Genomic DNA, 21832 nt, shown 5'->3' with positions numbered 1-21832 from the left:
ATCCGTGTGTTGTTGTAGAGACCACAATGGAGACCTCTTATGAAACGCATTTTACTCGCAACAGCGATCCTTGGTGTATCGGCAACCGCCCTCATGGCGGCCGGTCCGAAAGCTGACCTGAACGCTGATGGTCAAGTCACATTGGCCGAATTTACATCTATCGCCTCTCAGAACTTCACGCTGGCCGACGTCAATGGCGACGAGCTTCTGTCCAAGGACGAACTCAAAGGCCTGCATGAGGCCCGCCGCGACGCCCGAGAAGACGCACGCTTTGATCGCGCTGATTTGAATGGCGACGGCGCCATTACCCGCGATGAGGTTGACGCCGCCAAAGACGCCAAGCGCGAAAAGCGGACTGAGCGTCGCGATGAGAAAAAGGCCGAGATGCTCGAACGCTATGACACAAATGTTGATGGCGAGCTGAGTGAAGCCGAACGGGAAGTCGCAAAAGCCGAGCGTAAAGCAGAGCGCGATGCGCGCAAATCCGAGCGTGGTGAAAAGCGCGAAGATCGTAAACGCGACGGCAAACGCGCCAAGCGCCCAACCCCAGATGCCGATGGTGACGGTTTCGTCAGCCGCGCAGAGCATATGGCGGTCACGGAGCAACTCTTTGCCCGCATGGATGCTAATGGTGACGGCGTCCTGACCCAAGGTGAAGGCGGAAAGCGCAAGGGCCGTAAGGGCAAGCGCAGAGGATAATTCTCTGTCCCCTGACCAAGATATCGACCTCCTGCCCGGATTACGGGCGGGAGAGCCTTCCGCATTAAAGGCCCTGATGGATCGCCATCTCGACCGGATTCACGGTCTGGCCTGGCATATGTCCGGTGACCGGGCCTTGGCCGAAGATGTCTCCCAAGAGACGTTCCTTCGGTTCTGGCAAACGGCCCCGAGTTGGGACGCGAGCGGTAACGCGACTATTCTGACGTGGTTACGCCGTGTTGCGACCCGGATTTGTATTGACGAGAAACGGCGGAAGCGCCCGATTTACACCGATGAAGTTCCGGAGCAGATTGACCTGACGCCGCGTCCCGATCTGGAATTGGTTCGCAGCGATACGGCCAATGCCGTGCAGAGCGCCATGATGCGCTTGCCTGAACGCCAACGGGCAGCACTGGTCTTGTCCTTTTATCAGCAGGTCAGCCAAGCGGAAGGATCTGCGGCAATGGGCGTGAGTGAAAAGGCCTATGAGAGCTTGCTCTCTCGGGCGAAAGTGAAATTGAAATCCGAATTGATGACTGGCAAGGAAAGTCTCGCATTATGACCGATCTTGAAAACATGCTTGCAGAGAACAAAGCGCCCGCGCCGCGCGGCAGCCTATCTGATTCTATTTTATCAGCGGCGCAAACTATGACGCCCGCCAATGACGCGCCGTCCCGTCGATCTAGGTGGGCGGTTGGGAGTATCGCCACCATGGCGATTGCGGCTTTCCTAGTCATCCAACCGTTTAACCAGGCACCTGTTGAGACGGAGGCTGAGTTAGTTGCCGCTGCGGAATGGGAAGATTTGGCGCAGACTGTCGGATTCTCAGATCTTTATGCCTGGGTCGAAGAGACACCGACTGAGGAAGATAGCTAGGTCAGCAATACCAGCGCCGCAATGATTCCGAAAAAAATCGCGATGATGACGACTTTGCTAATCCAACCGTGTTTTCCGGGTTTTTGATCCTGATCAGACGTGCGGGCGGCGTGATTATCAACCATTTGGAACTCCTCTCGTTCTAGCTTGTTACGTTCATAACGCATAAGGGGGCGATATGGACGCAATAATTCTCGAAAATAAAACGGCGTTTTACTATTCGCTGATCGGCTTGTCGCTGCTGGTTATGTCGATCCGGCCTGCGTTAAAGAATAAGCGTTTCATTAATGTTCCCATTCTCTACATCCTCGTCGGCGTTCTCATGGCCGGGATTGGCCTGCCGCTGATCACGCCCTCCAGTGGCGAGCTGGCCGTACTGGTCATAGAGCGCGTTTCTGAGATTATCGTCATTATCAGCCTTGCCGGCGCAGGCCTTGCCATTGATGTCGGCACAAATTGGCGACGCTGGATTCCTAGTTGGTGCCTTATCGGGATCGCGATGCCGTTGACCATTGCCGCGATTTTTCTGCTCGGCTGGCAGGTCGCAGGCCTTGGCATCGCGGCGTCTGTCTTGCTTGGCGCAGCCCTCGCCCCGACCGATCCTGTTCTCGCCCGTGCCGTGCAGGTCGGCGGTCCCGGCAAGAAGCAGGACGGCGCGCGTGTTGCCCTGACATCAGAAGCCGGATTGAATGACGGTCTCGCCTTCCCCTTTGTTTGGCTCGCAATAGGATTGGCGGGGGTTGCCAGTGTCAGCGATTTCGACTGGACGCAATGGGTGCTCTATGACGCCATTTACCGGACCGTTGCAGGGATACTGGTCGGCATAGCCTGCGGTTGGCTCATTACGAAAGTCCTGTTCGGCCCATTGGGCGACGCCACGAATGAACGCGGCAATCCGGTGATAGTCCTCCTCTCCGCGACCTTCATCGCCTACGGCTTTGCAGAATTCGTCCACGGCTACGGCTTCCTCTCCGTATTCGTCGCTGCAAGAGCGGGTTTGGTTTTTGCGCAAAATACGAGCGCTGAGCCCTATGAGCACATGGCGCATAATTCCGCCGATCAGATTGAAGCGGTTCTGATGGCGATACTTCTGCTCTGGTTTGGCGCCTATATCGGCGCGGAGCTTTGGTCACAGTGGACGTGGACAGACCTTATCATCACCCTCGCCATTATCTTTATCGTCCGTCCGGTTATTGCGTTTCTTTCCATGATCCGAACCTGCGGGACATGGCATGACCGTTTGAAGGTCAGTTTCTTCGGTATTCGCGGTATGGGGTCGATTTTCTACATCGCCTATGCGCAGAGCCATGCGGAAATTGAGGGCATAGACGCCGTTTGGCGGATTGCCGGATTGACGATCCTGATTTCGATCCTCGTTCACGGCACGCTCGCCGATCACTTTATGGAATTGGGCGAGACGTCCGCGAACGAAAAAACGGCCTCCTGAGAGACCGTTCCTTCAATCAAATCTATCAGCGAGACTTACCCCGCCTTACGCGCCATCGCTTTTTCCGCCTTAGCCGCCATGCGACGCGCCTTGATCCGCTCAAAGCTATCCAGCGCATCGAGCGCGACTTTTAGCTCTCCGGCAAGACGTCCGCTCTGCTCGCCAATATCCCCGAGCGACCGACGCAGATTTTCCTTCCGTGCAATCACGGACTGGGCATAGCTGCCATAGGCGACATAGCCGTCTTTTTGCGCATTCGCTTCGACCGAATCCTCCGGGACACTGTCATTCAGCTTGCGGATCTGGCGTTCCAGATCCTCGCGTGTGGCTTCCAAAACCGCGACACGTTTCTGTAGATCTTCGATCTTGAACCGTGTCTTCGCGATATTGCGTTCGCTAGAATGCGCCATATGTCTCTCCACCAAAGGGTATCACCTAATACCGTTCCGTTTACTCAAGGGTCCGTCCGACTTTGTCGTGTCCGGCCCCTCACCACTTCGAAAACCCTCTTAGACCAACAGGTTTACATTTGCGTGAAAGAGCGTGGTAAATTGATTATGAAGCCGCCACACACCAAACGTTAACGGTCGTTTCGGACCCGAATCTGAAAAACGGCACTGAAGAAAGCTAACAAACCTGTTAACGTCGTTAACACTTGATTTACGTCCTTCGCCTACGCCAGTGGTTCTATTAACTATATCCGGGCAATTCCACCCGGGACTCGATTCGCCTGGGAGGGGATTGATATGCGGGTTCTTCTAATTGAAGACGACATGGCTACGGCACAAGGCATCGAACTGATGCTGAAAACCGAAGGCTTCAATGTCTATACAACTGACCTCGGCGAAGAGGGTGTCGATCTCGGCAAGCTTTATGACTATGACATTATCCTACTCGACCTGAACCTGCCCGATATGCCGGGCTTTGACGTTTTGAAGACCCTCCGTATGGCCAAGGTCAATACGCCGATCTTCATCCTGTCCGGTACATCCGATATTGACAGCAAAGTCCGCGGCCTCGGCACGGGTGCCGATGACTTCATGACCAAGCCTTTCCACAAAGACGAGCTCGTCGCGCGGATCCACGCCGTTGTCCGTCGCTCCAAAGGCCACAGCCAGTCCATCATCACGACGGGCGAGATTAAAGTGAACCTCGACGCGAAGACTGTCGAAGTTGGTGATCACCGCGTTCACCTGACCGGCAAAGAATACCAGATGCTCGAGCTACTCTCCCTGCGCAAGGGCACGACCCTGACCAAGGAAATGTTCCTCAACCACCTTTACGGCGGCATGGACGAGCCGGAACTGAAAATCATCGACGTGTTCATCTGTAAGCTGCGCAAGAAACTCGCCGCTGCCACAGCCGGTGAACATCACATCGAGACCGTCTGGGGCCGGGGCTATGTCCTCCGCGATCCGGCGAAAGAAAAAATGAGCGCCTAACGCGCGACAAGATATTCGACTATGCCTCCCACATAGTCGGGAAAAAATAACCCTGCTCTCGTAGCGGGGTTTTTTGTTGGATGAATGACTCCCCCTTCCCTATTTTGTCATCCTCGGACTTGATCCGGAGATCCATCCCTCGCCGCAAAATAGGCCCTCACATCAAGTCCGAAGGTGACGTAAATTAGAAACAGACAAGCGCCCTCCCCCACTGCCCATCACCTCGTCAAAAGGGGGTCAGCAATTTGCGATAATCCTGTAAAATAGGACAGCCCGCGTGGTGATACCCGCGATGGATACCAAAATTAGTTTTTGTTTTACGCGAATATCGGCTTTGATATGGGTGTAAGGCACATCAAAACGTTCCACGCGGCGGTGCGTTTCCAACGGCGGCCTTACTTGACTGCCCTCGTTCCAGAGAGTCAGGCGCTCGCGGCTGGGCCCCTCCGTCTCCGCGCTACCGAAAACATCTAGGCACACCGTCTCTCGGCACAGCAGATGAGCTCCTACCTGTCCCATGTCCGAAAGAACGAGTTTGAATATAGGGGTGAATGCGAAAGTGGGGATTATGTTTTTTGGGATCGGGTTAAGGGGTTGAAAGATTTGGGGAATTGGCGTGGGGTTTTGTTGGATGGAGTTTTACTCAGCTTTGGGGGCAAATGAGCATGCCTACTTATATATGGGACTAGAACAAACGCTTGATTTCTACGTTAATTACCAGAGTATCAGTAAATGACTTTGAATGGATTAATAACAATAATATCTATATCAATTGCTGCTTACGCAATCATGCCTGAAGCTTCTCGGCTAAGATTGAAAATGAAGCTGAGGCATCCAGTTGTTTTCACACTCATTGCGTTGTCATTCGTATTGTATCTTCAGTACTTTGATTATTTAGGCCTCGCATATTCTGAATTCATGCCCGAAAAATTCAGAGAAATTTTTACACTTTCCGAAGGGTTGAAAAGTGCTCAAGAGCTTTCGTTCCTAGTAGTGTTATTCTGGATGTTAGGAATGGCTGCATTCGTTTCAAGAAAAAAAGTTTCTATTAAAGATATCCCTCAATTCAGCAGACTTATATCCGACCTGATTAATGCGGGGAAATTTCAAGAGGCTTGTTCTCTTCTCTCGTAACAGAAAAGTGTATTTGAAAAATTGGCAAAAGGCGACCACCTTCCCTATGCAATACATAGGCGGCTCTCAAGGTTCACCTCTTGGGATTACTTGATAGGCCGAGGCGATGCTTCACATATTACGCCGAATCTGGTGCAACGAAAACTATTCCCTCATCTAGCAAAAATTTTCCCTTCAGGCGACACGCAAGTCAGCGCTGTCAATCATATTCTCGCTGATATTCATAATTCTTCTGGAATGATAGAAACGTTGACGACATCAGATATTTCTCTGGGCTTATCTCTAATGAAAATAGATACTTACGGAAGTAGAGAATTTATACAAGAATTTCTCCGCGAACTATTTTCTAGCCGAAATGAATCATTTTTCCGTGAACTAAGAGATGGAAATGCGGAATATACTGGTCACAATTATGACGTTGAAAGAACACCTATATTAGCAGCATTATTTAACGACGCTCAGTTCGCTGAGGAACAGAGCCTTTGGCAGCCTATTGGAGATTATGTTTTAGAAACAATTCTTGGGCAAACAGATTCTTCCTACGATAGTTTTCTGAGTTCCCCTTGTGTTGACGATCAACCAATAATTAGAGACGACATAACATACTATGGTCTGCTTTACTTCAATCATATGGTTTATGCTGCTGCGCATGCAGATGTTTCATATCATATGTGGTTGTTTTATCTTAGATCTTTCACCGAACATTTAGTAGAGGGTTACGATACTTCCGGTTCTAAAGTCGATACGAATGCTGAGCATCCCGTCAATGCGTCATATCTAATTTGGCAGACGTTAAGCATGCTATCTGACTGGACTACATTGAGAGGTAAAGTTTCACGCAGCCTTAATCATCAATTTGTTGAAAAGCCAGATAGCACATATGAAAATTCTAATATTCCTAAGTCTGCTGCGATTTGCTTGGCTGATTGCTATGAAACTATCGTTACTTCCAATCAAGTGAACGAAAATTTCAAGGTGTACTGTACTGAAATTGTAATGCGCGTACTGAGTCAATGTGAAGAAGGTTTCTTCCGTAGAGCATTCGTTTGCTGTCTATTAGGTGAGAACGGTTACGGAGATAAATCTCAATTTCTCAGGGAGCTGAATTATTTACTTGCGGAAATAGACCATGTCATACGGTTCAGGATAGAGGACTTAACTGAGGCATTGGAACGAAAATTAGGGTTACTAGCGCCGTAATTAGCGATTGAAATTACGGGTTTCTATGTTTGGTATGGGTATAACCCCGACTTCATTTCACGACCATTCAAAACCTAATCTTAACCCCACTCCCCCACCCTACGCCCATGCCAGCCCTGCAAAAAATTCCTGCCCCCGAAGTCCTCGCCCTCTTCCTCGACCACCTCTCAGGTGAACGGCGCTTGGCTGAAAAAACGGTTCAGGCTTATCAGCGCGATATTTCCGCCTTTCTGGGCTTCCTGACAAACTATCTGGAAACACCCCTGACCCTGCCGGAGATTGTTGGAGTAGAGGCGCGGGGGTTTCGGGCTTATTTGGCGCATCGCCGTCGGGGGGAGACGGTGCTGTCTCCGGCCTCTGTGCAGCGCCACCTCTCCGCCATTCGGACGTTTTACCGTTATATTGAGCGGCGCTGGGATGCGAGCAATGCCGCCCTGCCCCTCATCAAGGGGCCGCGTGTGAAACGTCCGCTGCCCAAGGCAGTAAGCGCGTCCGAGGCGCTGAAACTCATTCAGGAGCCCTTGGACAGTCCGGGCGAGCCTTGGGTGGCGGCGCGGAACCAGGCCGTGCTGTCGCTCTGTTACGGGGCGGGATTACGGATTTCCGAAGCGCTGTCCCTGACGGGGCGGGATGTCCCGCTGGCGCGGCAACTCATGCTGACGGGTAAGGGCGGCAAGACGCGATTGGTCCCGATCCTGCCTGTGATTGGCGAAGCGGTTTCGGAATATGTACGGCACTGCCCCTATACCATGTCGCCCGATGCGCCGATTTTTCGCGGCGCGCGAGGCGGTGTCTTGCGGCCGGAAATTATTCAGGGCGAGGTTCGACGGTTGCGCGGGGCGTTGGGCCTGCCGGAAAGCGCCACGCCCCATGCCCTGCGCCATAGTTTTGCGACCCACCTCCTCGCGGGGGGTGGGGATTTGCGGACAATTCAGAAATTGCTCGGCCATGAGAGCCTCTCCACGACGCAGCGCTACACGGATGTCGATGCGGCGCGGCTGATGGATATTCACGCGGGCGCGCATCCGCGGGCCTAATGAAAAACCCCGACCGAGGCCGGGGTTCTGTTTCATAGATAGACGATCGATTATGAGGGATTAATCATCTCGACGGTTAAGTCAGTGCCCATATTCGGGACGGTGAATTTGACATCGTCAAAGGTCGGCATGTCATCCGTCGGCGCATTGCCCGACGCGCCGTAACTGTCCAACACGACGGTATAATCCTCGCTCATGGAGAAACGCGCATCCCCGTCCCGGTCATGCCAGACGGACACGGCGTAATCCCCCGGCCCGTCCACATAGAATGTCGCAGACATCGCGCCGGTCTTGGCCGTCGGCGCAATACCGCCCCCGCCGCGCAGTGAGCGGAACTCCTCCCGCGTTTGAATGGACACATAGACCGGATCATTCCCGGCCGCCGCCGGGTCAATATTCGTGACAGTCACCGTCACGGGAATATTGCCGGGCCGGATTTTCCACTCACTCTCTGATTCGACAGCGGCACTCGCGGTGGCACCCGCGAGCATCAAGGTAAGTCCTAAGCCCAGGGCGGTCACACTCTTTTTGGTTTTCGATACAAACATTTCGTCTCCTTTTCAGTTTAGTTTGCAATTCAAACTTGACGCAAATAAGTTTGTATGTCAAACCTATTTTCATCGGAAAGCTCGAAAGTGCCATTTCGGGTGAATTTGAAGGAGACGAAAATGACATCACTTGCGACGACAACCCCGCCCGATATGGAGACATTGAAAGCGCAACTCACCGAACACAGGCTCGCACAATATATCCGCCTGTCAGGCGGCGCACCTATCCCCATTGCGGGCGCTATATACTGGGCGGCACTAGCTTGGGTCGGGACGTTTAGCGATCTTCAGGGCTGGGCAGCGATTGCCTTCCCGCTGTCGGGCGCGATCTTCCCCCTCGCCCTGATTTTTGCGAAAATTCTAAAATGTAATTTCATGAAAGATAAATCGGCTATCGGAGATGTATTGCTACCAACCCTGATCAGTATGCTCCTCTTCTGGCCGATGCTGTTCATGGCGGGGAAAAGCGCTTCACCGGAATTAATTGTTCCCATCCTCGCGATTGGCATGTCCCTGCACTGGCCCGTCATCGGATGGGGGTATGCCAGAACAACACTCTACACGGCCCATGCCGTTATTCGCGCAGTGGTCGTGACCTATATCTGGTTTACATTTCCGGAACATATGCTCACGCTGCTGCCGCTCTCTGTGGCACTCATCTATATTGCCACCGTCATCGCCATCTATGTCGATGTTGCGCGGCTAAAATCCAAACCCTCATTCACTTTGAAAAGAGTCTAACATGACAAATAGAGACATTCTCTCAGACCTCGAACATGCCAGTCGCATCGCAAGGGACGGGGCGGAAACGCCACTTGTCGGCGGGCCAATAGGCCTGATGTGGGGTATTTTGCTGACCACAACATTCGCGGTACATTACCTCATTCTGGAACGCATTCTCGCCGTCCCAGAATGGTCCTTTGCCATCCTCTGGATCAGCTTCGCCGTCCTCGGTGGGATTGGCAGCATGGTCCTAGGCCGCAAAGTCGAAACACGCGCGGGCGCGTCCTCGCTGCTCAACCGGACGGAAAAACATCTCTGGGTCATGTTCACAGCGGCGCTGGGGTCCATCGCGGTAGGTGTCCTGCTCAACCAACTGCTAAATGAAGGGAGTTACGAGCTTTGGACATTCGTCCTTATTGTTGGGTTTGCAGGACAAGGTTTGGTCTATGGCGTGACAGCAAAATTGACGAGTCATGGCTGGCTGCATTTTGCCTCGCTGGGTGGCTGTATCATGGCCGCCGTCACGATGAGCTTTTATGGCGATACGACCATCTATCTCATCGCGGCCATTGGCACAGTCATCACCGTCATCATTCCGTCCCTGCTCTCCATGAAAGCGGCAGGGTAACATGACCATCGAGCCAGAAAGCCCCGATATCGATATTGGCGCGATTGATGACGTCATCCATGGTCGCCTGCGCCTCGGCGTTATGGCCTATCTCTCCGCCGTGAACCCCGCCAGTTTTCCGGAGCTCATTGATAAGACGGGCGCGACGAATGGAAATCTCTCGACCCATCTGACAAAGCTGGAATCGGCCGGATATGTCCGGCAGGAGAAAGGCTATAACGGCAAACGTCCGCAGACACTCGTCCACCTGACCAAGGAGGGCCGCGTGGCTTGGATAGACTATCTGGACGCTATGAAATCTCTGTTGGGCGGTTAATCATAATTTTGACTGGCCACGCCTTTCATCCGGCGGCATCAATACCATCTAGTCAATAGCGGCGGATTACTCCGCCGTTTCGTTATTAATGGAACACTTGATGTCAGACACACTCTTTACCCCCTTCTCCGTTCGCGGGCTCACTATACCCAACCGTATCGTGATGGCCCCGATGACCCGCGGATTTTCACCGGAAGGTGTTCCCGGAGACAATGTCGCCGCCTATTACAAACGCCGCGCGGAAAATCATGTCGGACTCATCGTGACCGAAGGCACGGTCATTGACCGCGAAGGGTCGAGCAATGACGCCAATTATCCAAAATTTTACGGCGATGCCTCGCTAGCCGGCTGGCAGCAGGTCGTCAAAGACGTGCACAGCACGGGCGGGAAAGTCGCGCCGCAACTCTGGCATGTCGGCATGATGCGCAAACCCGGCACGGGGCATAATCCGGACGCCAACTCCGACAGCCCGTCCGGCCTGACCCATACGGGTAGCCAAGTCCTCCCTGCCCCGTCCGATGAAGAGGTCGCGGATATGGTCAATAGCTATGCCCGCTCCGCAGGACATGCCAAAGAGCTTGGCTTTGACGCGATCGAAATTCACGGCGCACACGGTTATCTGATCGATCAATTTTTCTGGGGTGTGATGAACCAGCGCGAAGATAAATATGGTGGTGGATTGGAAGAGCGTGCCACATTCGCCGCCGAAATCATCCGCGAATGCCGCAAAGCGGTCGGTGAGGAGATGCCAATCATCTTCCGCTTCTCCCAATGGAAGCAGCAGGATTACTCAGCGCGTCTAGCCGATACGCCGCAGAAACTAGAGAGCTTCCTGAACGTCTTCGCAGATGCGGGTGTTGATGTTCTCCATTGTTCGCAGCGTCGTTTCTGGGAAACCGAATTTCCAGAGCAAGAGAAGGACGCCAATCTTAACCTTGCGGGCTGGGCGAAGAAACTGACCGGCCTTCCGACGATTACGGTCGGGTCCGTCGGCTTGAACGGCGATTTCTTTGAAGCGTTCCAAGGCAAGGGCGCGGAAGCGGCCTCACTGGACGAACTCTTCGAGCGCATGGAAAAGGGCGAATTCGACATGGTCGCTGTGGGACGTGCCCTCTTGCAGGACCCGGAATGGGCTACAAAAGTCAAAGGCGGTCGTTTTGACGAATTGGAAAATTACAGCGCCGATGCCTTGGCGACTCTTTATTAGACAAAGAACGCATAAAAAAGGCGGTCCGGAGACCGCCTTTTTTTTTAAATCAATATATTCGAGATTAAGTCCTTAAACCCTCACCCTCGCGACGTGGCACTCGCGCCACTTGCAGGCATGGATCTATTCAGGAACCGGGAAGCCGCGTTTCTGAAGGATATATTTAACTTCCGGATCACGGCCACGGAATTCGCGGTAAGCCGCCTTGCGGTCAGTTTCATTTGCCGTTGACATGATGATCGACCGGAACCGTTCTGCGGTTTCCTTATCCCAAGGGCTGCCAGCTTCCTCAAAGGCTGCCCACGTATCGGCATCCATCGTTTCTGACCAGAGATAGCTGTAATAGCCAGCCGAATAGGCATCTGACGCGAAGAGATGATTAAATTGCGGTAGGCGGTGACGCATCACAATTTCTTCCGGCATGCCGATTTCCTTCAAGGTTTCACGCTCAAATTTGTCGGGATCGGTGACCGGTGTGGTCCGGTTGTGCAGCTTCATATCGACAATCGCACTAGCCAGATATTCAACCGTCGCAAATCCCTCATTAAAGGTCTTCGACTTGTTGATTTTATCGACCAATGACTGCGGCATCGGCTCTCCGGTCTCCGCATGTTTCGCGTAATTATCGAGCACATAGCGGGTCAACAGCCAGTTCTCATTCACCTGGCTGGGATATTCAACAAAGTCACGCGGCGTACCGCCAAGGCCCGGATATTTAATATCGTAATTTAAATAATGCAGCGCATGACCGAACTCGTGAAAGAGAGTCGTCGCATCATCAAGACTGATCAGCGTCGGTTCGCCTTCACCGCCTTTGACAAAGTTATTATTATTCGACGCCAGCACATAACGGTTTTTCCCGCCCAATTCATACTGACTGCGATAAGTCGTCATCCATGCGCCTGAGCGTTTGCCTTCGCGGGCATAGTTGTCGAGATAGAAGAGACCGACGAGCCGGTCTCCCCGTTTCACTTCAAATGTCCGCACTTCAGGATCAAATACGGGAACGCTGCCCGTGTTTTCCGTAAAGCTCATTCCATAAAGTTTGCCCGCGGCATCAAACATGGCGTCGACCATATTATCGAGCTTGAAATAGGGTTTGATCTCGGCGGCATCGAGATCATATTTCGCCTTACGCACTTTCTCTGCATAGAAGCGGTAATCCCAAGGCTGGATGGTGATGCCCGCGCCTTCTGCATCCGCCACGGCCTGCATATCCGCGACTTCTTCCTCTACCCGCGCGACCGCTGCGGGCCAGACCTGCATCATCAAGTCCATCGCCACTTCAGGCTCCTTCGCCATCGTATCCGCCATGCGGTAATGGGCATGGGTCTTGAAACCCAGCAACTCAGCACGCTCGGCCCGAATTTCCAGGATTTTCGCGATCGTCGCATTGGTATCATTCGCGTCCCCATTATCGCCGCGATTAATATAGGCGTTATAGACTTGCTCACGCAGGTCACGACGGGTCGAATTCTGTAGGAATGGCTGCATGACGGAGCGCGTATTCTTCAGCGCCCAACCATCTTTACCTTGAGCTTCTGCGGCCGCCTTGATGGAGGCTATGAAACTGTCCGGCAATCCAGCCAGATCGGCTTCATCAGTGAGGTAAATATAGGTTTCCTCATCGGCAAGAACCTTGTTCGAAAACGTATTAAACTGTTTCGACAAATCGGTGTTGAGCGCGATGAGTTTTTCCTTGTCGTCGCCCTCCAGCAAAGCACCATTACGAACCAATTCTTCGTAATTACGTTCGACCAGACGCAATTGCTGCGCGTCAAGACCGGCATTGACGCGATTGTCGTAAACGGCCTTTGTTTTCTCCAGCAGTTTCGGATCAAGGGTCAGCTCGTTAAAAAAGGCGGAGACTTTTGGCAGCCATTCGCCTTGAATCTCGCGCACCTCTTCATTCGAAAGATTGCTGGAATGAACGCCCCATATGGAGAAAAGCTCATTCGCTTGGTTACCGGCCAATTCCATCGGTTCTGTGAAGTTTTCAAATGTGGGGGCTGCCGGATTATCACGGATCGCATTCACTTCAGCTTTTACACTGTCCATCACCGCCTGAAATGCTTCAGGAAAGTCGGAAACCTTCACTTCGTCCCAGGGCGGGACACCGTCATATGGACCGACCCATTCTTGTAAAACGGTATTTCCTGTCACATTCGCCGGTGTCTCTGTTTCCGTCTGAGCAGTCATGTCTTTTTTCTCCGCGGGGGATTGTTGAGCTGCATCGCAGGCGACCAGCGCGAGTGTCGCGGTCGCGCCAAGTAGGATGTTACGAATGGAACTGTTGAATCGCATTGAATATTTCTCCAAAAATTAGCCCCGCCCTGAGCCTGACGTATATGTTTGCTTGAACGCGGATGGCTTACAGTATCCATCCCGATATTCAAAATTAACGCGAAATCTATCCTTAGGATAAACTTCCAGCGTCATCACATCTGCATAGCCCAGCCTTCGACGTCCATCGCTGCCTGACGGACGGCTTCCGAGACAGTTGGATGGGCATGGCAGGTCCGGGCGAGGTCTTCACTGCTGGCGCGGAATTCCATCGCCACGCAGACTTCATGGATGAGGTCACCTGCGAGTGGGCCGATAATGTGAGCCCCGAGAATTTCGTCCGTTTCCGCATGGGCGAGGACTTTGGCAAAGCCTTCACCTTCATGATTACAGCGCGCGCGGGAATTGGCCGTGAAAGGAAATTTACCCTTTTTATAGGGAATGCCCGCTTCCTTTAGCTCTTCCTCTGTCTTGCCGACGGAAGCAATTTCCGGGTGGGTGTAGACGACATCCGGAATCGCGTCGAAATTCACGTGACCCGATTGTCCGGCGATCGTTTCAGCGACCGCAACGCCTTCTTCCTCGGCTTTATGCGCCAACATTGGACCGTCAATGACGTCACCCAATGCCCAGATTCCGTCGACAGAGGTTTTCCAATGATCCTGTGGAATTTTACCGCGCTTATCCGTTTCAATCCCGACATTTTCCAGACCCAAATTGTCCGTGAAGGCGCGACGTCCGATACAGACGAGGACGACATCTGCGTCTAGGTCTTTTGGTTTTCCGCCATCGGCGGCTTCGGTTTTAACGGTCAGGCCTTTTTTGCCTTTATCGACGCCCATCACTTTACGGGATAGCTCAAACTTCATGCCCTGTTTTTTGAACATACGCAGCGCGCCTTTTTGCACTTCCTTGTCGGAATTCACCATGATGGACGGCATATATTCGACGACGGTCACTTCCGCGCCGAGGCGACGCCAGACAGAGCCGAGCTCCAACCCAATCACGCCGCCGCCAATGACGACGAGCTTTCCGGGGACCGCTTGTAGGTCGAGTGCGCCCGTGGAGGAAACAATCGTTTTCTCATCCACGTCAACACCGGGTAATTGCGCGACCTCGGAACCTGTTGCGATGACAATATTCTTGGTGGAGTAGGTTTTTCCATCAACCTCGACCTCGGTCTTGGATTTGATTTTACCAAAACCGTGAATGTGTTCGACATTATTCTTTTTAAACAGATATTCGATGCCTTGTGTCAGGCCGCCAACGATTTTGTTCTTGCTCTCAATCATGGCGGGGATGTCGGCTTCAACGGTCGCTTTCAGACCCATGGCCGGGAAATCTTTCTGCGCCGTTTCCATGAGAGCCGTCGCGTGGAGCAGTGCCTTGGACGGGATACACCCGACATTGAGGCAGGTCCCGCCCAGCGTCTTGCGTGTTTCCACGCAGGCGACTTTTAGGCCGAGTTGTCCGCAGCGAATAGCGCAATTATAGCCGCCGGGGCCGCCGCCGATGATGATGACGTCATATTGGTCTGCCATGAGAATGTCCTGTCAGGCGTGATTGAATGTGCCAGACAGATAGGCGCACCCTTTGAGAGGGTCAACAGCGCCCTAGCGCAAAATACCCTTGGCGCGCTGGCGTCGCGAATACCATATTTCGAAGAGACCCAGTATCACGACGAAGAGAGGCATAATCCAGAAAGTCGGGCCATAGGCCTCTCTCAATGTAGCAGACGTAAAGCTTGGAATAAATCCGATGATGGCCGACACCCATGAGAACATAAAAATACTTACGCTAAGCCTTCTTCTCAGAAGGAAAAGGATGGACGCCAGAAGCCCACTCCAGACCGCCAGTGCATAGGCGGACACAGCCCAGACCGGAAAAATGTCGCGAACCGCAGCGACATCCGGACCAAAAGCGTCCGCATAGGCGGCATCCGTCATGGTCATTTCGAGGACGTACATCGAGCACCCGATAATATTCCAAAGTACAAATAGAGGCGCCAAAACCCAAAACAGAACGGGTGGTTTCACGGATGGATTATCTGACATGTTTCTCCCCTTTTTTCGGAGAGATTACGCCAAATTGTCGCAGATGTCTATTCCGGGGAAAGTTGCCCCTCTTGAAAGGCCGAGTGGGACGCCCAAAACAAGAAAATACAGACAATCACCATGCCGATATTCACACCGGACATCATACCGCCCATCGTCTCATATCCGTGACGCAAAATTGAATCCAACATCGTCAAGAGCGTTCCGAACAGAGCAATCATAAACCACGTGTAAGCGCTCTGTTTACGCAGCAGCAGATAGACAGCGCCACACAGCACGCCAATCGCTGTCATGGCCTTGGCGAACATAACCCAAGCGGGTGTCGCAATAACATAAGCCAATTGCTCCGCCGTATATTGCTTAGCCATCGTTTCAGGGTCAGCCATTAATGATAGGGCGAACATAATAAGGCAGAGCAAACCCCACGTCACAGCGAAAGCCGCCATAACACCGAGCATACGGTCATCTGCTGATCTTTTTACCACAGGGCGCTTGGGCTCCATGGCTACACTTATATCGGACATGCTCTCTCCACACGCGAATTTTCAAAACATGGAGTAGTCCAAAAAGATTAGGCCCGGTTTGAGAACCAGGCCTAATAAAGCGTTAAAATTTTAAGTGCACGACCTAGAGGTCCAGCAACATCCGTTCCGGATCTTCCAGGCACTCTTTGACTCGGACGAGGAAGGTTACAGCCTCTTTGCCGTCAACGATGCGGTGATCGTAAGACAGCGCAAGATACATCATCGGGCGGATGACGATTTCATCATTCACGACAACCGGACGTTTCTCGATCTTGTGCATGCCCAGAATACCGGATTGCGGCGGATTCAGGATGGGTGAAGACATGAGCGAGCCATAGACGCCGCCATTGGAAATGGTGAACGTACCACCCATCATATCATCCATAGACAATTGACCATCGCGGGCTTTCGCGCCGAGGGCACCGATACCGCTCTCAATCCCGCCAAGGGAGAGTTCGTCACAATCGCGTAGGACTGGGACGACGAGGCCCTTCTCCGTGCCGACGGCAATACTGATATCGTAGTAATTCTTGTAGATGATATCCGTACCATCGATTTCGGCATTGACGCTCGGCACGTCTTTCAACGCCTGAACGCAGGCCTTCACAAAGAAAGACATGAAGCCGAGTTTGACGCCGTGGCGCTTTAGGAACAGCTCTTTATACTGGCTGCGCATTTCCATGATAGCCGTCATATCGGCTTCATTATAGGTTGTCAGCATGGCCGCCGTGTTCTGCGCGTCCTTAAGACGACGCGCGATGGTCTGGCGAATACGGGTCATGCGCACGCGGTCTTCACGCGGGCCTGTTTCGCGCGGAGCTTTCGGCGCAGCGGGTTTCGCAGCAGGTGCGGACGGTGCAGATTTAGCCGCAGGTGGATTGGCCTTGGCCGCGAGGGCATCGGCTTTCGTGATCCGACCATCTTTGCCGGTTCCAGCGATCAGGGAAGCGTCCAGCCCATTTTCACGAATGATTTTCGCCGCAGCGGGCATGACTTTCGCATCATCCGGAATGGAGCCAATATTCGTTGACGGAACATCAACAATGCCGCCGCCTTCGTCCCCTGCAGCAGGTCCAGCAACGTCGCCGGACGGTGCAGTAGAATCGCTCTCTCCGAGTTTGCAAAGCGTTTCGCCAACAAGGGCAACATCGCCTTCAGCTTTCAGAATTTCCGTTATCACACCGGAACGCGGCGCGACGAGTTCCTGCGCGGCTTTATCCGTTTCCAACTCGACAATCGCTTGGTCTTTCTCGACGGCATCTCCGACGGCAACCATCCAGCTTGCAACGGTGACTTCGGACACACTTTCACCGACATTCGGGACATCGATATTTAGCGCCGGACCGGAGCCCGTCGATTTTTTCGATGCTGGGGCTTCTGTTTGCGCCTTAACTTCGGCATCGCCCTTATCAGCGGCTTTTGTTCCGGAACCTGAGCCCAAGCGTGCGATTAGTTTTCCGACTTCGGCATTTTCACCTTCGGCTACCAGAATTTCTTCCAACACACCATCTTCGGGGGCGACAAGTTCCTGCGCAGCTTTATCTGTTTCCAGCTCGACCAGCGGCTCATCTTTTTTAACTGTCTCGCCCACGGCTTTGAACCACTGGGCAATGGTGACTTCGCTGACGCTCTCGCCTACGTTTGGAATTGTGATATCTGTCATGGTTCAGACCTTACTTCGCAAATGCGCCATCAAGGATGGCTTGCTGTTCTTTCTTATGTTTCACACTAATGCCCGTCGCTGTCGAGGCGGCAGCGGCACGTCCGATGTAGCGGGGACGCGTATTTTTCGCGCCAATCGCGATGAGACTTTCCTCAAGGAACGGTTCGATAAAGCTCCACGCGCCCATATTTTTGGGTTCTTCCTGACACCAGACCATATCCGCGTTCTTAAACCGGCTCAGTTCCAGTTGGATGGCGTCATCGGGATAGGGATAGAATTGCTCGACCCGCAGGAGATAGATGTCATTGCGGCCATTCTTCTCACGCTCTTCGAACAAGTCGTAATAGACCTTACCCGAGCAGAGAATGACGCGTTTGATCTTACTATCCGCCGCGAGTTTAATCTGGCTGACCTCCGGATTATAATGCGCGTCATCCCAGAGCAGACGATGGAACTCACTGCCTGGTCCCATTTCCTCGAAAGTCGAGACGCAAAGCTTATTCCGCAGCAATGACTTCGGGCTCATATTGATGAGCGGTTTCCGGAATTTCCGTTTTACCTGACGGCGCAGCGCATGGAAATAATTGGCAGGTGTAGAAATATTCGTCACCTGCATATTATCTTCGGCACATTGCTGGAGGTAGCGTTCGAGACGCGCCGAACTATGTTCCGGTCCCTGCCCCTCATAACCATGCGGCAGCAGCATCACGAGACCCGACATGCGCAGCCATTTTTGCTCTGCCGAGCTGATAAATTGATCGACCATGACCTGCGCGCCATTGGCGAAATCACCAAATTGCGCTTCCCAAATTGTCAGGGCTTCGGGTGCAGCGGTTGAGAACCCATATTCAAAGCCAAGCACGGCTTCCTCGGACAAATGAGAGTTCAGGACCTGATAATATTCCTGGTCCGGGTCGAGATTATTCAGCGGCGCATATTTTTCTTCGGTTTTTTGATCGATGAAATTGGATTGACGTTGCGAGAATGTCCCACGTTCAGAATCCTGACCCGACAGACGTACGGGATGACCTTCCGTAATCAGCGTTCCGAAGGCGAGATGTTCAGCCAAGCCCCAGTCAATGTCGCGACCGGATTCAATTCTCTCCGCGCGGGCCTTGATAATACGCTTGAGTGTGCGGTGCATGTTTAGCGAGTTCGGCACCGTCACGATGGACGTGCCGATTTCTTTCAGCTTTGAAATCTCTACAGCTGTATCGCCGCCGCGTTTTCCGTCTTTCGCCGTTGGCAGTGACATACCCTGCCAGACACCTTGCAACCAATCCGGTTGCTTCGTCTCATAAGATTTAGCCTCTTCAAAATCCGCATCCAACTTGGCGTAGAAATCATCGATTTTCTTCTGCGCTTCGGCTTCGGTCAGGTCGCCCTGCGCAATGAGGCGTTCCGCATAAATCTGGCGCGTAGACGGACGGCCATTGATCGCTTGGTACATGAGTGGTTGCGTGAAAGACGGATCATCACCCTCATTATGGCCGTAGCGACGGTAGCAGACGATATCGAGCACGACGTCTTTTCCGAATTTCTGGCGATATTCCGTCGCGACGCGCGCCGCGAAGACAACCGCTTCGGGGTCGTCGCCATTCACGTGAAAGACGGGCGCTTCGACCATAAAGGCCACGTCCGAACAATATTGACCGGAGCGATATTCATCCGGCGTCGTCGTAAAGCCGATCTGGTTATTGACAACAACATGGATCGTGCCGCCCGTGCGGTAGCCGACGAGCTGGCTCATCTGGAAACTTTCCATGACGACGCCCTGGCCGGCAAAAGCGCTATCCCCATGCAGGATGACCGCCATGACTTCTTCGGGTTTATGCGTGCGATATGTGCCGGAGGCCATTTGCTGTTTCGCGCGGGTTTTCCCCATCACGACGGGGGCGACGACTTCCAAATGGGACGGGTTCGGCGCGAGGGAGAGATGGACTTTATTGCCGTCAAATTCGCGGTCATCGGACACGCCGAGATGGTATTTTACGTCACCAGAACCAAAATCTTCCGCGCCCGCTGCAACACCGCCTAGAAATTCGTAAAAAATCGCAGAGTAAGGCTTCTGCATAACAGACGCCATGACATTGAGACGCCCGCGATGGGGCATGCCGAAATTGATGTCTTTCAGCCCAAGTTGACCGCCGCGTTTGATAATCTGCTCCAGCGCAGGCAGCAGACTTTCCGCTCCGTCAATGCCAAACCGTTTCGTGCCGGGATAGCGCTTGTGAATGAGTTGCTCAAAGGTCTCGCCCTCGATCAGCTTTTGCAGAATCGCAAGACGGCCTTCCTTGGAGAAGCTGATCTCTTTTTCAGGACCTTCCAGACGTTCCTGAATCCAGCTTTTCTCTTCCGGATCAGACACCTGCATGAACTGTACGCCGAGCGTTTCGCAATAGGTGCGTTTCAAAATTTCGAGGATCGTGTTTAGCGTCGCATATTCGAGACCCAAGACACCGTCGATGAAAATATCGCGGTCCATATCGTCCGGGCCAAAACCGTAACTCGCCGGGTCCAGTTCAGGATGAAGCCCCGGCTTTTGCAGACCCAGCGGATCCAGATTGGCAATCAAATGCCCCCGCGCACGGTAAGCCCTAATGAGCATGATGGCATGGAGGGAGTCCTCTGCTGCGCGCTTTATGGCATCATCGGATAGATCAGGGTTTGCCGCCTTCACTTTGGCCTGCGCCGCAGCAGGACTGTCGCCCCAATCCCCAGTCAGCGCGGCCGTCAGGTCCGGCGATGGGTCAGACGCATGTGCATCGCGCTTCCAAACCGGACCATCGGCATTCTTTTTCGCAATTGTGCGATCTTCGCCGAGAGAGGCAAAGTACTTCCGAAAAGATGGGTCCACACTGGACGGATTGGCGGCATATTTCGCCTGCATCTGTTCCAGATAGGCGGCATTTCCACCATCGAGAAAGAGTGTGTCGAGGAAATCTTGGTTCCGTTCAGAACGGTCGGTCATGCAGTGTCGCCTTGGGCTGTGCGTCTAAAATCCTTCATCGCCTCTAGCAGTGTGAAAACAAGCTGTCACCGATGGATGTGAGGTAGATGTAGAAAATACGGGCGAACGGCCAAAAGGTGCCGAAACAAAGTTAAATTGGTACAAAAAAGCCGCTTCAAATGAAGCGGCTTTGTATCTCTTATCCTACAGGCGCCCTACCCGTTCAACAGGTCCATCATCGTCACGCCGAGTTTGGCGGGAGATTGACTGACACGGATGCCCGCTTTTTCCATCGCCGCGATTTTATCTTCAGCGCCGCCTTTGCCGCCGGAAACAATCGCGCCCGCATGGCCCATGGTCCGACCCGGAGGCGCCGTGCGGCCTGCGATGAAACCGACCATCGGCTTGGAAATGCCTTTCTTGGCCATATGCGCAATATATTCCGCGGCTTCTTCTTCAGCGGAGCCACCGATTTCGCCGATCATGATAATCTGTTTTGTCTCATCATCGTGGAGGAAGAGCTCCAAACAATCGATGAAGTTCGTGCCGTTAATCGGGTCGCCGCCAATGCCGATGGCCGTGGTCTGGCCGAGGCCGACCTGCGTGGTCTGGAACACAGCTTCATAAGTCAGCGTGCCGGAGCGCGAAACCACACCACATGTGCCCTTGGAGAAAATCTTACCCGGCATGATGCCGATTTTGCACTCATCCGGGGTTAAAACGCCGGGGCAGTTTGGTCCGATGAGGCGGGACTTGGACCCTTGCAAGGCGCGTTTCACGGGGATCATGTCGGAGACGGGAATCCCCTCCGTAATCGCGATGATGAGTTCCATCTCGGCGTCAATCGCCTCGAGGATGGAGTCTGCCGCGAAGGGTGGCGGCACATAGATAACCGTCGCCGTCGCGCCTGTTGCATGTTTAGCTTCCGCCACAGTGTCATAGTTCGGGAGACCGATATGCGTCGTGCCGCCTTTACCCGGCGTCACACCCGCAACCATTTTGGTCCCGTATTCAAGGCCCTGCTCCGTATGGAACGTGCCCGTTTTGCCGGTCATGCCTTGTGTGATGACCTTGGTGTCTTTGTTGATGAGGACTGACATT

General features: G+C 53.1%; 22 protein-coding genes. 12 read left to right on the top strand and 10 right to left on the bottom strand.

Features of this window, described 5'->3' with window-relative positions; translation table 11 throughout:
• Positions 1-39: 39 nt before the first annotated feature.
• From ACP9M6_RS06830 to ACP9M6_RS06820, 3 genes are read left to right on the top strand one after another with little or no spacing between them, the layout of a single operon-like run.
• A complete protein-coding gene (locus ACP9M6_RS06830) occupies positions 40-699 on the top strand; it encodes a hypothetical protein (RefSeq protein WP_427454669.1) in 660 nt (219 codons plus the stop codon).
• On the top strand, positions 653-1261 hold the full coding sequence (locus tag ACP9M6_RS06825) for a sigma-70 family RNA polymerase sigma factor (RefSeq protein ID WP_427454668.1): 609 nt from the start codon (positions 653-655) through the stop codon (positions 1259-1261). The genes ACP9M6_RS06830 and ACP9M6_RS06825 overlap by 47 nt, the downstream gene beginning before the upstream one ends.
• Positions 1258-1575 (top strand): hypothetical protein, encoded by a 318-nt coding sequence (locus ACP9M6_RS06820; RefSeq protein WP_427454667.1) that lies wholly within the window; start codon positions 1258-1260, stop codon positions 1573-1575. Before ACP9M6_RS06825 ends, ACP9M6_RS06820 begins: the two co-directional genes overlap by 4 nt.
• Here the strand turns inward: ACP9M6_RS06820 and ACP9M6_RS06815 are convergent.
• The gene (locus tag ACP9M6_RS06815) at positions 1572-1700 is read right to left on the bottom strand and encodes a hypothetical protein (RefSeq protein WP_427454666.1); all 129 of its coding nucleotides are present in this window, start codon (positions 1698-1700) and stop codon (positions 1572-1574) included. The genes ACP9M6_RS06820 and ACP9M6_RS06815 overlap by 4 nt on opposite strands.
• Positions 1701-1753: 53 nt before the next feature.
• Here ACP9M6_RS06815 and ACP9M6_RS06810 point away from each other — a divergent pair, with 53 nt between their 5' ends.
• Complete coding sequence (locus ACP9M6_RS06810; protein ID WP_427454665.1) at positions 1754-3022, top strand: cation:proton antiporter; 1269 nt, start codon at positions 1754-1756, stop codon at positions 3020-3022.
• Positions 3023-3057: 35 nt separating this feature from the next.
• Here ACP9M6_RS06810 and ACP9M6_RS06805 read toward each other — a convergent pair whose 3' ends face one another.
• Complete coding sequence (locus ACP9M6_RS06805; RefSeq protein WP_427454664.1) at positions 3058-3432, bottom strand: flagellar export protein FliJ; 375 nt, start codon at positions 3430-3432, stop codon at positions 3058-3060.
• Positions 3433-3768: 336 nt separating this feature from the next.
• On the opposite strand from ACP9M6_RS06805, the gene ctrA reads away from it, so the two are divergent.
• The 4 genes from ctrA (at position 3769) to ACP9M6_RS06785 (ending at position 7835) form a co-directional block, all read left to right on the top strand.
• Positions 3769-4464 (top strand): response regulator transcription factor CtrA, encoded by a 696-nt coding sequence (gene ctrA, locus ACP9M6_RS06800; protein ID WP_427454663.1) that lies wholly within the window; start codon positions 3769-3771, stop codon positions 4462-4464.
• A gap of 732 nt (positions 4465-5196) precedes the next feature.
• Entirely contained in the window at positions 5197-5598 is a 402-nt protein-coding gene (locus ACP9M6_RS06795; RefSeq protein WP_427454662.1) for a hypothetical protein, read from the top strand.
• A 21-nt stretch (positions 5599-5619) separates the two neighbouring features.
• Entirely contained in the window at positions 5620-6798 is a 1179-nt protein-coding gene (locus ACP9M6_RS06790; RefSeq protein WP_427454661.1) for a hypothetical protein, read from the top strand.
• Positions 6799-6905: 107 nt separating this feature from the next.
• Positions 6906-7835 (top strand): tyrosine recombinase XerC, encoded by a 930-nt coding sequence (locus ACP9M6_RS06785; RefSeq protein WP_427454660.1) that lies wholly within the window; start codon positions 6906-6908, stop codon positions 7833-7835.
• Between the two features lie 50 nt (positions 7836-7885).
• Here ACP9M6_RS06785 and ACP9M6_RS06780 read toward each other — a convergent pair whose 3' ends face one another.
• Positions 7886-8383 (bottom strand): DUF2141 domain-containing protein, encoded by a 498-nt coding sequence (locus ACP9M6_RS06780; RefSeq protein ID WP_427454659.1) that lies wholly within the window; start codon positions 8381-8383, stop codon positions 7886-7888.
• A 120-nt stretch (positions 8384-8503) separates the two neighbouring features.
• Between ACP9M6_RS06780 and ACP9M6_RS06775 the strand changes: the two genes are divergently transcribed.
• From ACP9M6_RS06775 to ACP9M6_RS06760, 4 genes are all read left to right on the top strand, one after another.
• On the top strand, positions 8504-9124 hold the full coding sequence (locus ACP9M6_RS06775; protein ID WP_427454658.1) for a DUF7010 family protein: 621 nt from the start codon (positions 8504-8506) through the stop codon (positions 9122-9124).
• A 1-nt stretch (position 9125) separates the two neighbouring features.
• Positions 9126-9734 carry a hypothetical protein gene (locus tag ACP9M6_RS06770; RefSeq protein WP_427454657.1) on the top strand — a complete coding sequence of 203 codons (609 nt, stop codon included), beginning with the start codon at positions 9126-9128 and terminating at the stop codon, positions 9732-9734.
• 1 nt (position 9735) lies between these two features.
• Positions 9736-10050, top strand: coding sequence for a winged helix-turn-helix domain-containing protein (locus ACP9M6_RS06765; RefSeq protein WP_427454656.1), 315 nt, complete (start codon positions 9736-9738; stop codon positions 10048-10050).
• A gap of 100 nt (positions 10051-10150) precedes the next feature.
• A complete protein-coding gene (locus tag ACP9M6_RS06760; protein WP_427454655.1) occupies positions 10151-11257 on the top strand; it encodes an NADH:flavin oxidoreductase in 1107 nt (368 codons plus the stop codon).
• A 123-nt stretch (positions 11258-11380) separates the two neighbouring features.
• Here ACP9M6_RS06760 and ACP9M6_RS06755 read toward each other — a convergent pair whose 3' ends face one another.
• The 7 genes from ACP9M6_RS06755 to sucD form a co-directional block, all read right to left on the bottom strand.
• A complete protein-coding gene (locus ACP9M6_RS06755; RefSeq protein WP_427454654.1) occupies positions 11381-13561 on the bottom strand; it encodes a M3 family metallopeptidase in 2181 nt (726 codons plus the stop codon).
• A gap of 134 nt (positions 13562-13695) precedes the next feature.
• Positions 13696-15081 carry a dihydrolipoyl dehydrogenase gene (gene lpdA / locus ACP9M6_RS06750; RefSeq protein ID WP_427454653.1) on the bottom strand — a complete coding sequence of 462 codons (1386 nt, stop codon included), beginning with the start codon at positions 15079-15081 and terminating at the stop codon, positions 13696-13698.
• A gap of 72 nt (positions 15082-15153) precedes the next feature.
• Positions 15154-15594 (bottom strand): hypothetical protein, encoded by a 441-nt coding sequence (locus ACP9M6_RS06745; protein ID WP_427454652.1) that lies wholly within the window; start codon positions 15592-15594, stop codon positions 15154-15156.
• A 47-nt stretch (positions 15595-15641) separates the two neighbouring features.
• Positions 15642-16118 (bottom strand): hypothetical protein, encoded by a 477-nt coding sequence (locus ACP9M6_RS06740; protein ID WP_427454651.1) that lies wholly within the window; start codon positions 16116-16118, stop codon positions 15642-15644.
• A gap of 103 nt (positions 16119-16221) precedes the next feature.
• Positions 16222-17781 (bottom strand): 2-oxoglutarate dehydrogenase complex dihydrolipoyllysine-residue succinyltransferase, encoded by a 1560-nt coding sequence (odhB, locus tag ACP9M6_RS06735; protein ID WP_427454650.1) that lies wholly within the window; start codon positions 17779-17781, stop codon positions 16222-16224.
• A gap of 10 nt (positions 17782-17791) precedes the next feature.
• On the bottom strand, positions 17792-20752 hold the full coding sequence (locus ACP9M6_RS06730; protein WP_427454649.1) for a 2-oxoglutarate dehydrogenase E1 component: 2961 nt from the start codon (positions 20750-20752) through the stop codon (positions 17792-17794).
• Between the two features lie 194 nt (positions 20753-20946).
• Entirely contained in the window at positions 20947-21831 is an 885-nt protein-coding gene (sucD, locus tag ACP9M6_RS06725) for a succinate--CoA ligase subunit alpha (protein WP_427454648.1), read from the bottom strand.
• Position 21832: the final 1 nt, after the last annotated feature.

It is taken from the genome of Litorimonas sp. WD9-15, assembly GCF_050271975.1.
GTDB lineage: Bacteria > Pseudomonadota > Alphaproteobacteria > Caulobacterales > Maricaulaceae > Litorimonas.
Note: the sequence above shows the minus strand (reverse complement) of the source record. Positions and strands in the feature narration are given on the sequence as shown.

Excerpts from the sequence above, each read along its gene's own strand:
- ACP9M6_RS06830 (WP_427454669.1), top strand. The coding sequence starts at position 40 with ATGAAACGCATTTTACTCGCAACAGCGATCCTTGGTGTATCGGCAACC.
- ACP9M6_RS06820 (WP_427454667.1), top strand. The coding sequence starts at position 1,258 with ATGACCGATCTTGAAAACATGCTTGCAGAGAACAAAGCGCCCGCGCCG.
- ACP9M6_RS06815 (WP_427454666.1), bottom strand. The coding sequence starts at position 1,700 with ATGGTTGATAATCACGCCGCCCGCACGTCTGATCAGGATCAAAAACCC.
- ACP9M6_RS06810 (WP_427454665.1), top strand. The coding sequence starts at position 1,754 with ATGGACGCAATAATTCTCGAAAATAAAACGGCGTTTTACTATTCGCTG.
- ACP9M6_RS06805 (WP_427454664.1), bottom strand. The coding sequence starts at position 3,432 with ATGGCGCATTCTAGCGAACGCAATATCGCGAAGACACGGTTCAAGATC.
- ctrA (WP_427454663.1), top strand. The coding sequence starts at position 3,769 with ATGCGGGTTCTTCTAATTGAAGACGACATGGCTACGGCACAAGGCATC.
- ACP9M6_RS06795 (WP_427454662.1), top strand. The coding sequence starts at position 5,197 with ATGACTTTGAATGGATTAATAACAATAATATCTATATCAATTGCTGCT.
- ACP9M6_RS06785 (WP_427454660.1), top strand. The coding sequence starts at position 6,906 with ATGCCAGCCCTGCAAAAAATTCCTGCCCCCGAAGTCCTCGCCCTCTTC.
- ACP9M6_RS06780 (WP_427454659.1), bottom strand. The coding sequence starts at position 8,383 with ATGTTTGTATCGAAAACCAAAAAGAGTGTGACCGCCCTGGGCTTAGGA.
- ACP9M6_RS06775 (WP_427454658.1), top strand. The coding sequence starts at position 8,504 with ATGACATCACTTGCGACGACAACCCCGCCCGATATGGAGACATTGAAA.
- ACP9M6_RS06770 (WP_427454657.1), top strand. The coding sequence starts at position 9,126 with ATGACAAATAGAGACATTCTCTCAGACCTCGAACATGCCAGTCGCATC.
- ACP9M6_RS06765 (WP_427454656.1), top strand. The coding sequence starts at position 9,736 with ATGACCATCGAGCCAGAAAGCCCCGATATCGATATTGGCGCGATTGAT.
- ACP9M6_RS06760 (WP_427454655.1), top strand. The coding sequence starts at position 10,151 with ATGTCAGACACACTCTTTACCCCCTTCTCCGTTCGCGGGCTCACTATA.
- ACP9M6_RS06755 (WP_427454654.1), bottom strand. The coding sequence starts at position 13,561 with ATGCGATTCAACAGTTCCATTCGTAACATCCTACTTGGCGCGACCGCG.
- lpdA (WP_427454653.1), bottom strand. The coding sequence starts at position 15,081 with ATGGCAGACCAATATGACGTCATCATCATCGGCGGCGGCCCCGGCGGC.
- ACP9M6_RS06745 (WP_427454652.1), bottom strand. The coding sequence starts at position 15,594 with ATGTCAGATAATCCATCCGTGAAACCACCCGTTCTGTTTTGGGTTTTG.
- ACP9M6_RS06740 (WP_427454651.1), bottom strand. The coding sequence starts at position 16,118 with ATGTCCGATATAAGTGTAGCCATGGAGCCCAAGCGCCCTGTGGTAAAA.
- odhB (WP_427454650.1), bottom strand. The coding sequence starts at position 17,781 with ATGACAGATATCACAATTCCAAACGTAGGCGAGAGCGTCAGCGAAGTC.
- ACP9M6_RS06730 (WP_427454649.1), bottom strand. The coding sequence starts at position 20,752 with ATGACCGACCGTTCTGAACGGAACCAAGATTTCCTCGACACACTCTTT.
- sucD (WP_427454648.1), bottom strand. The coding sequence starts at position 21,831 with ATGTCAGTCCTCATCAACAAAGACACCAAGGTCATCACACAAGGCATG.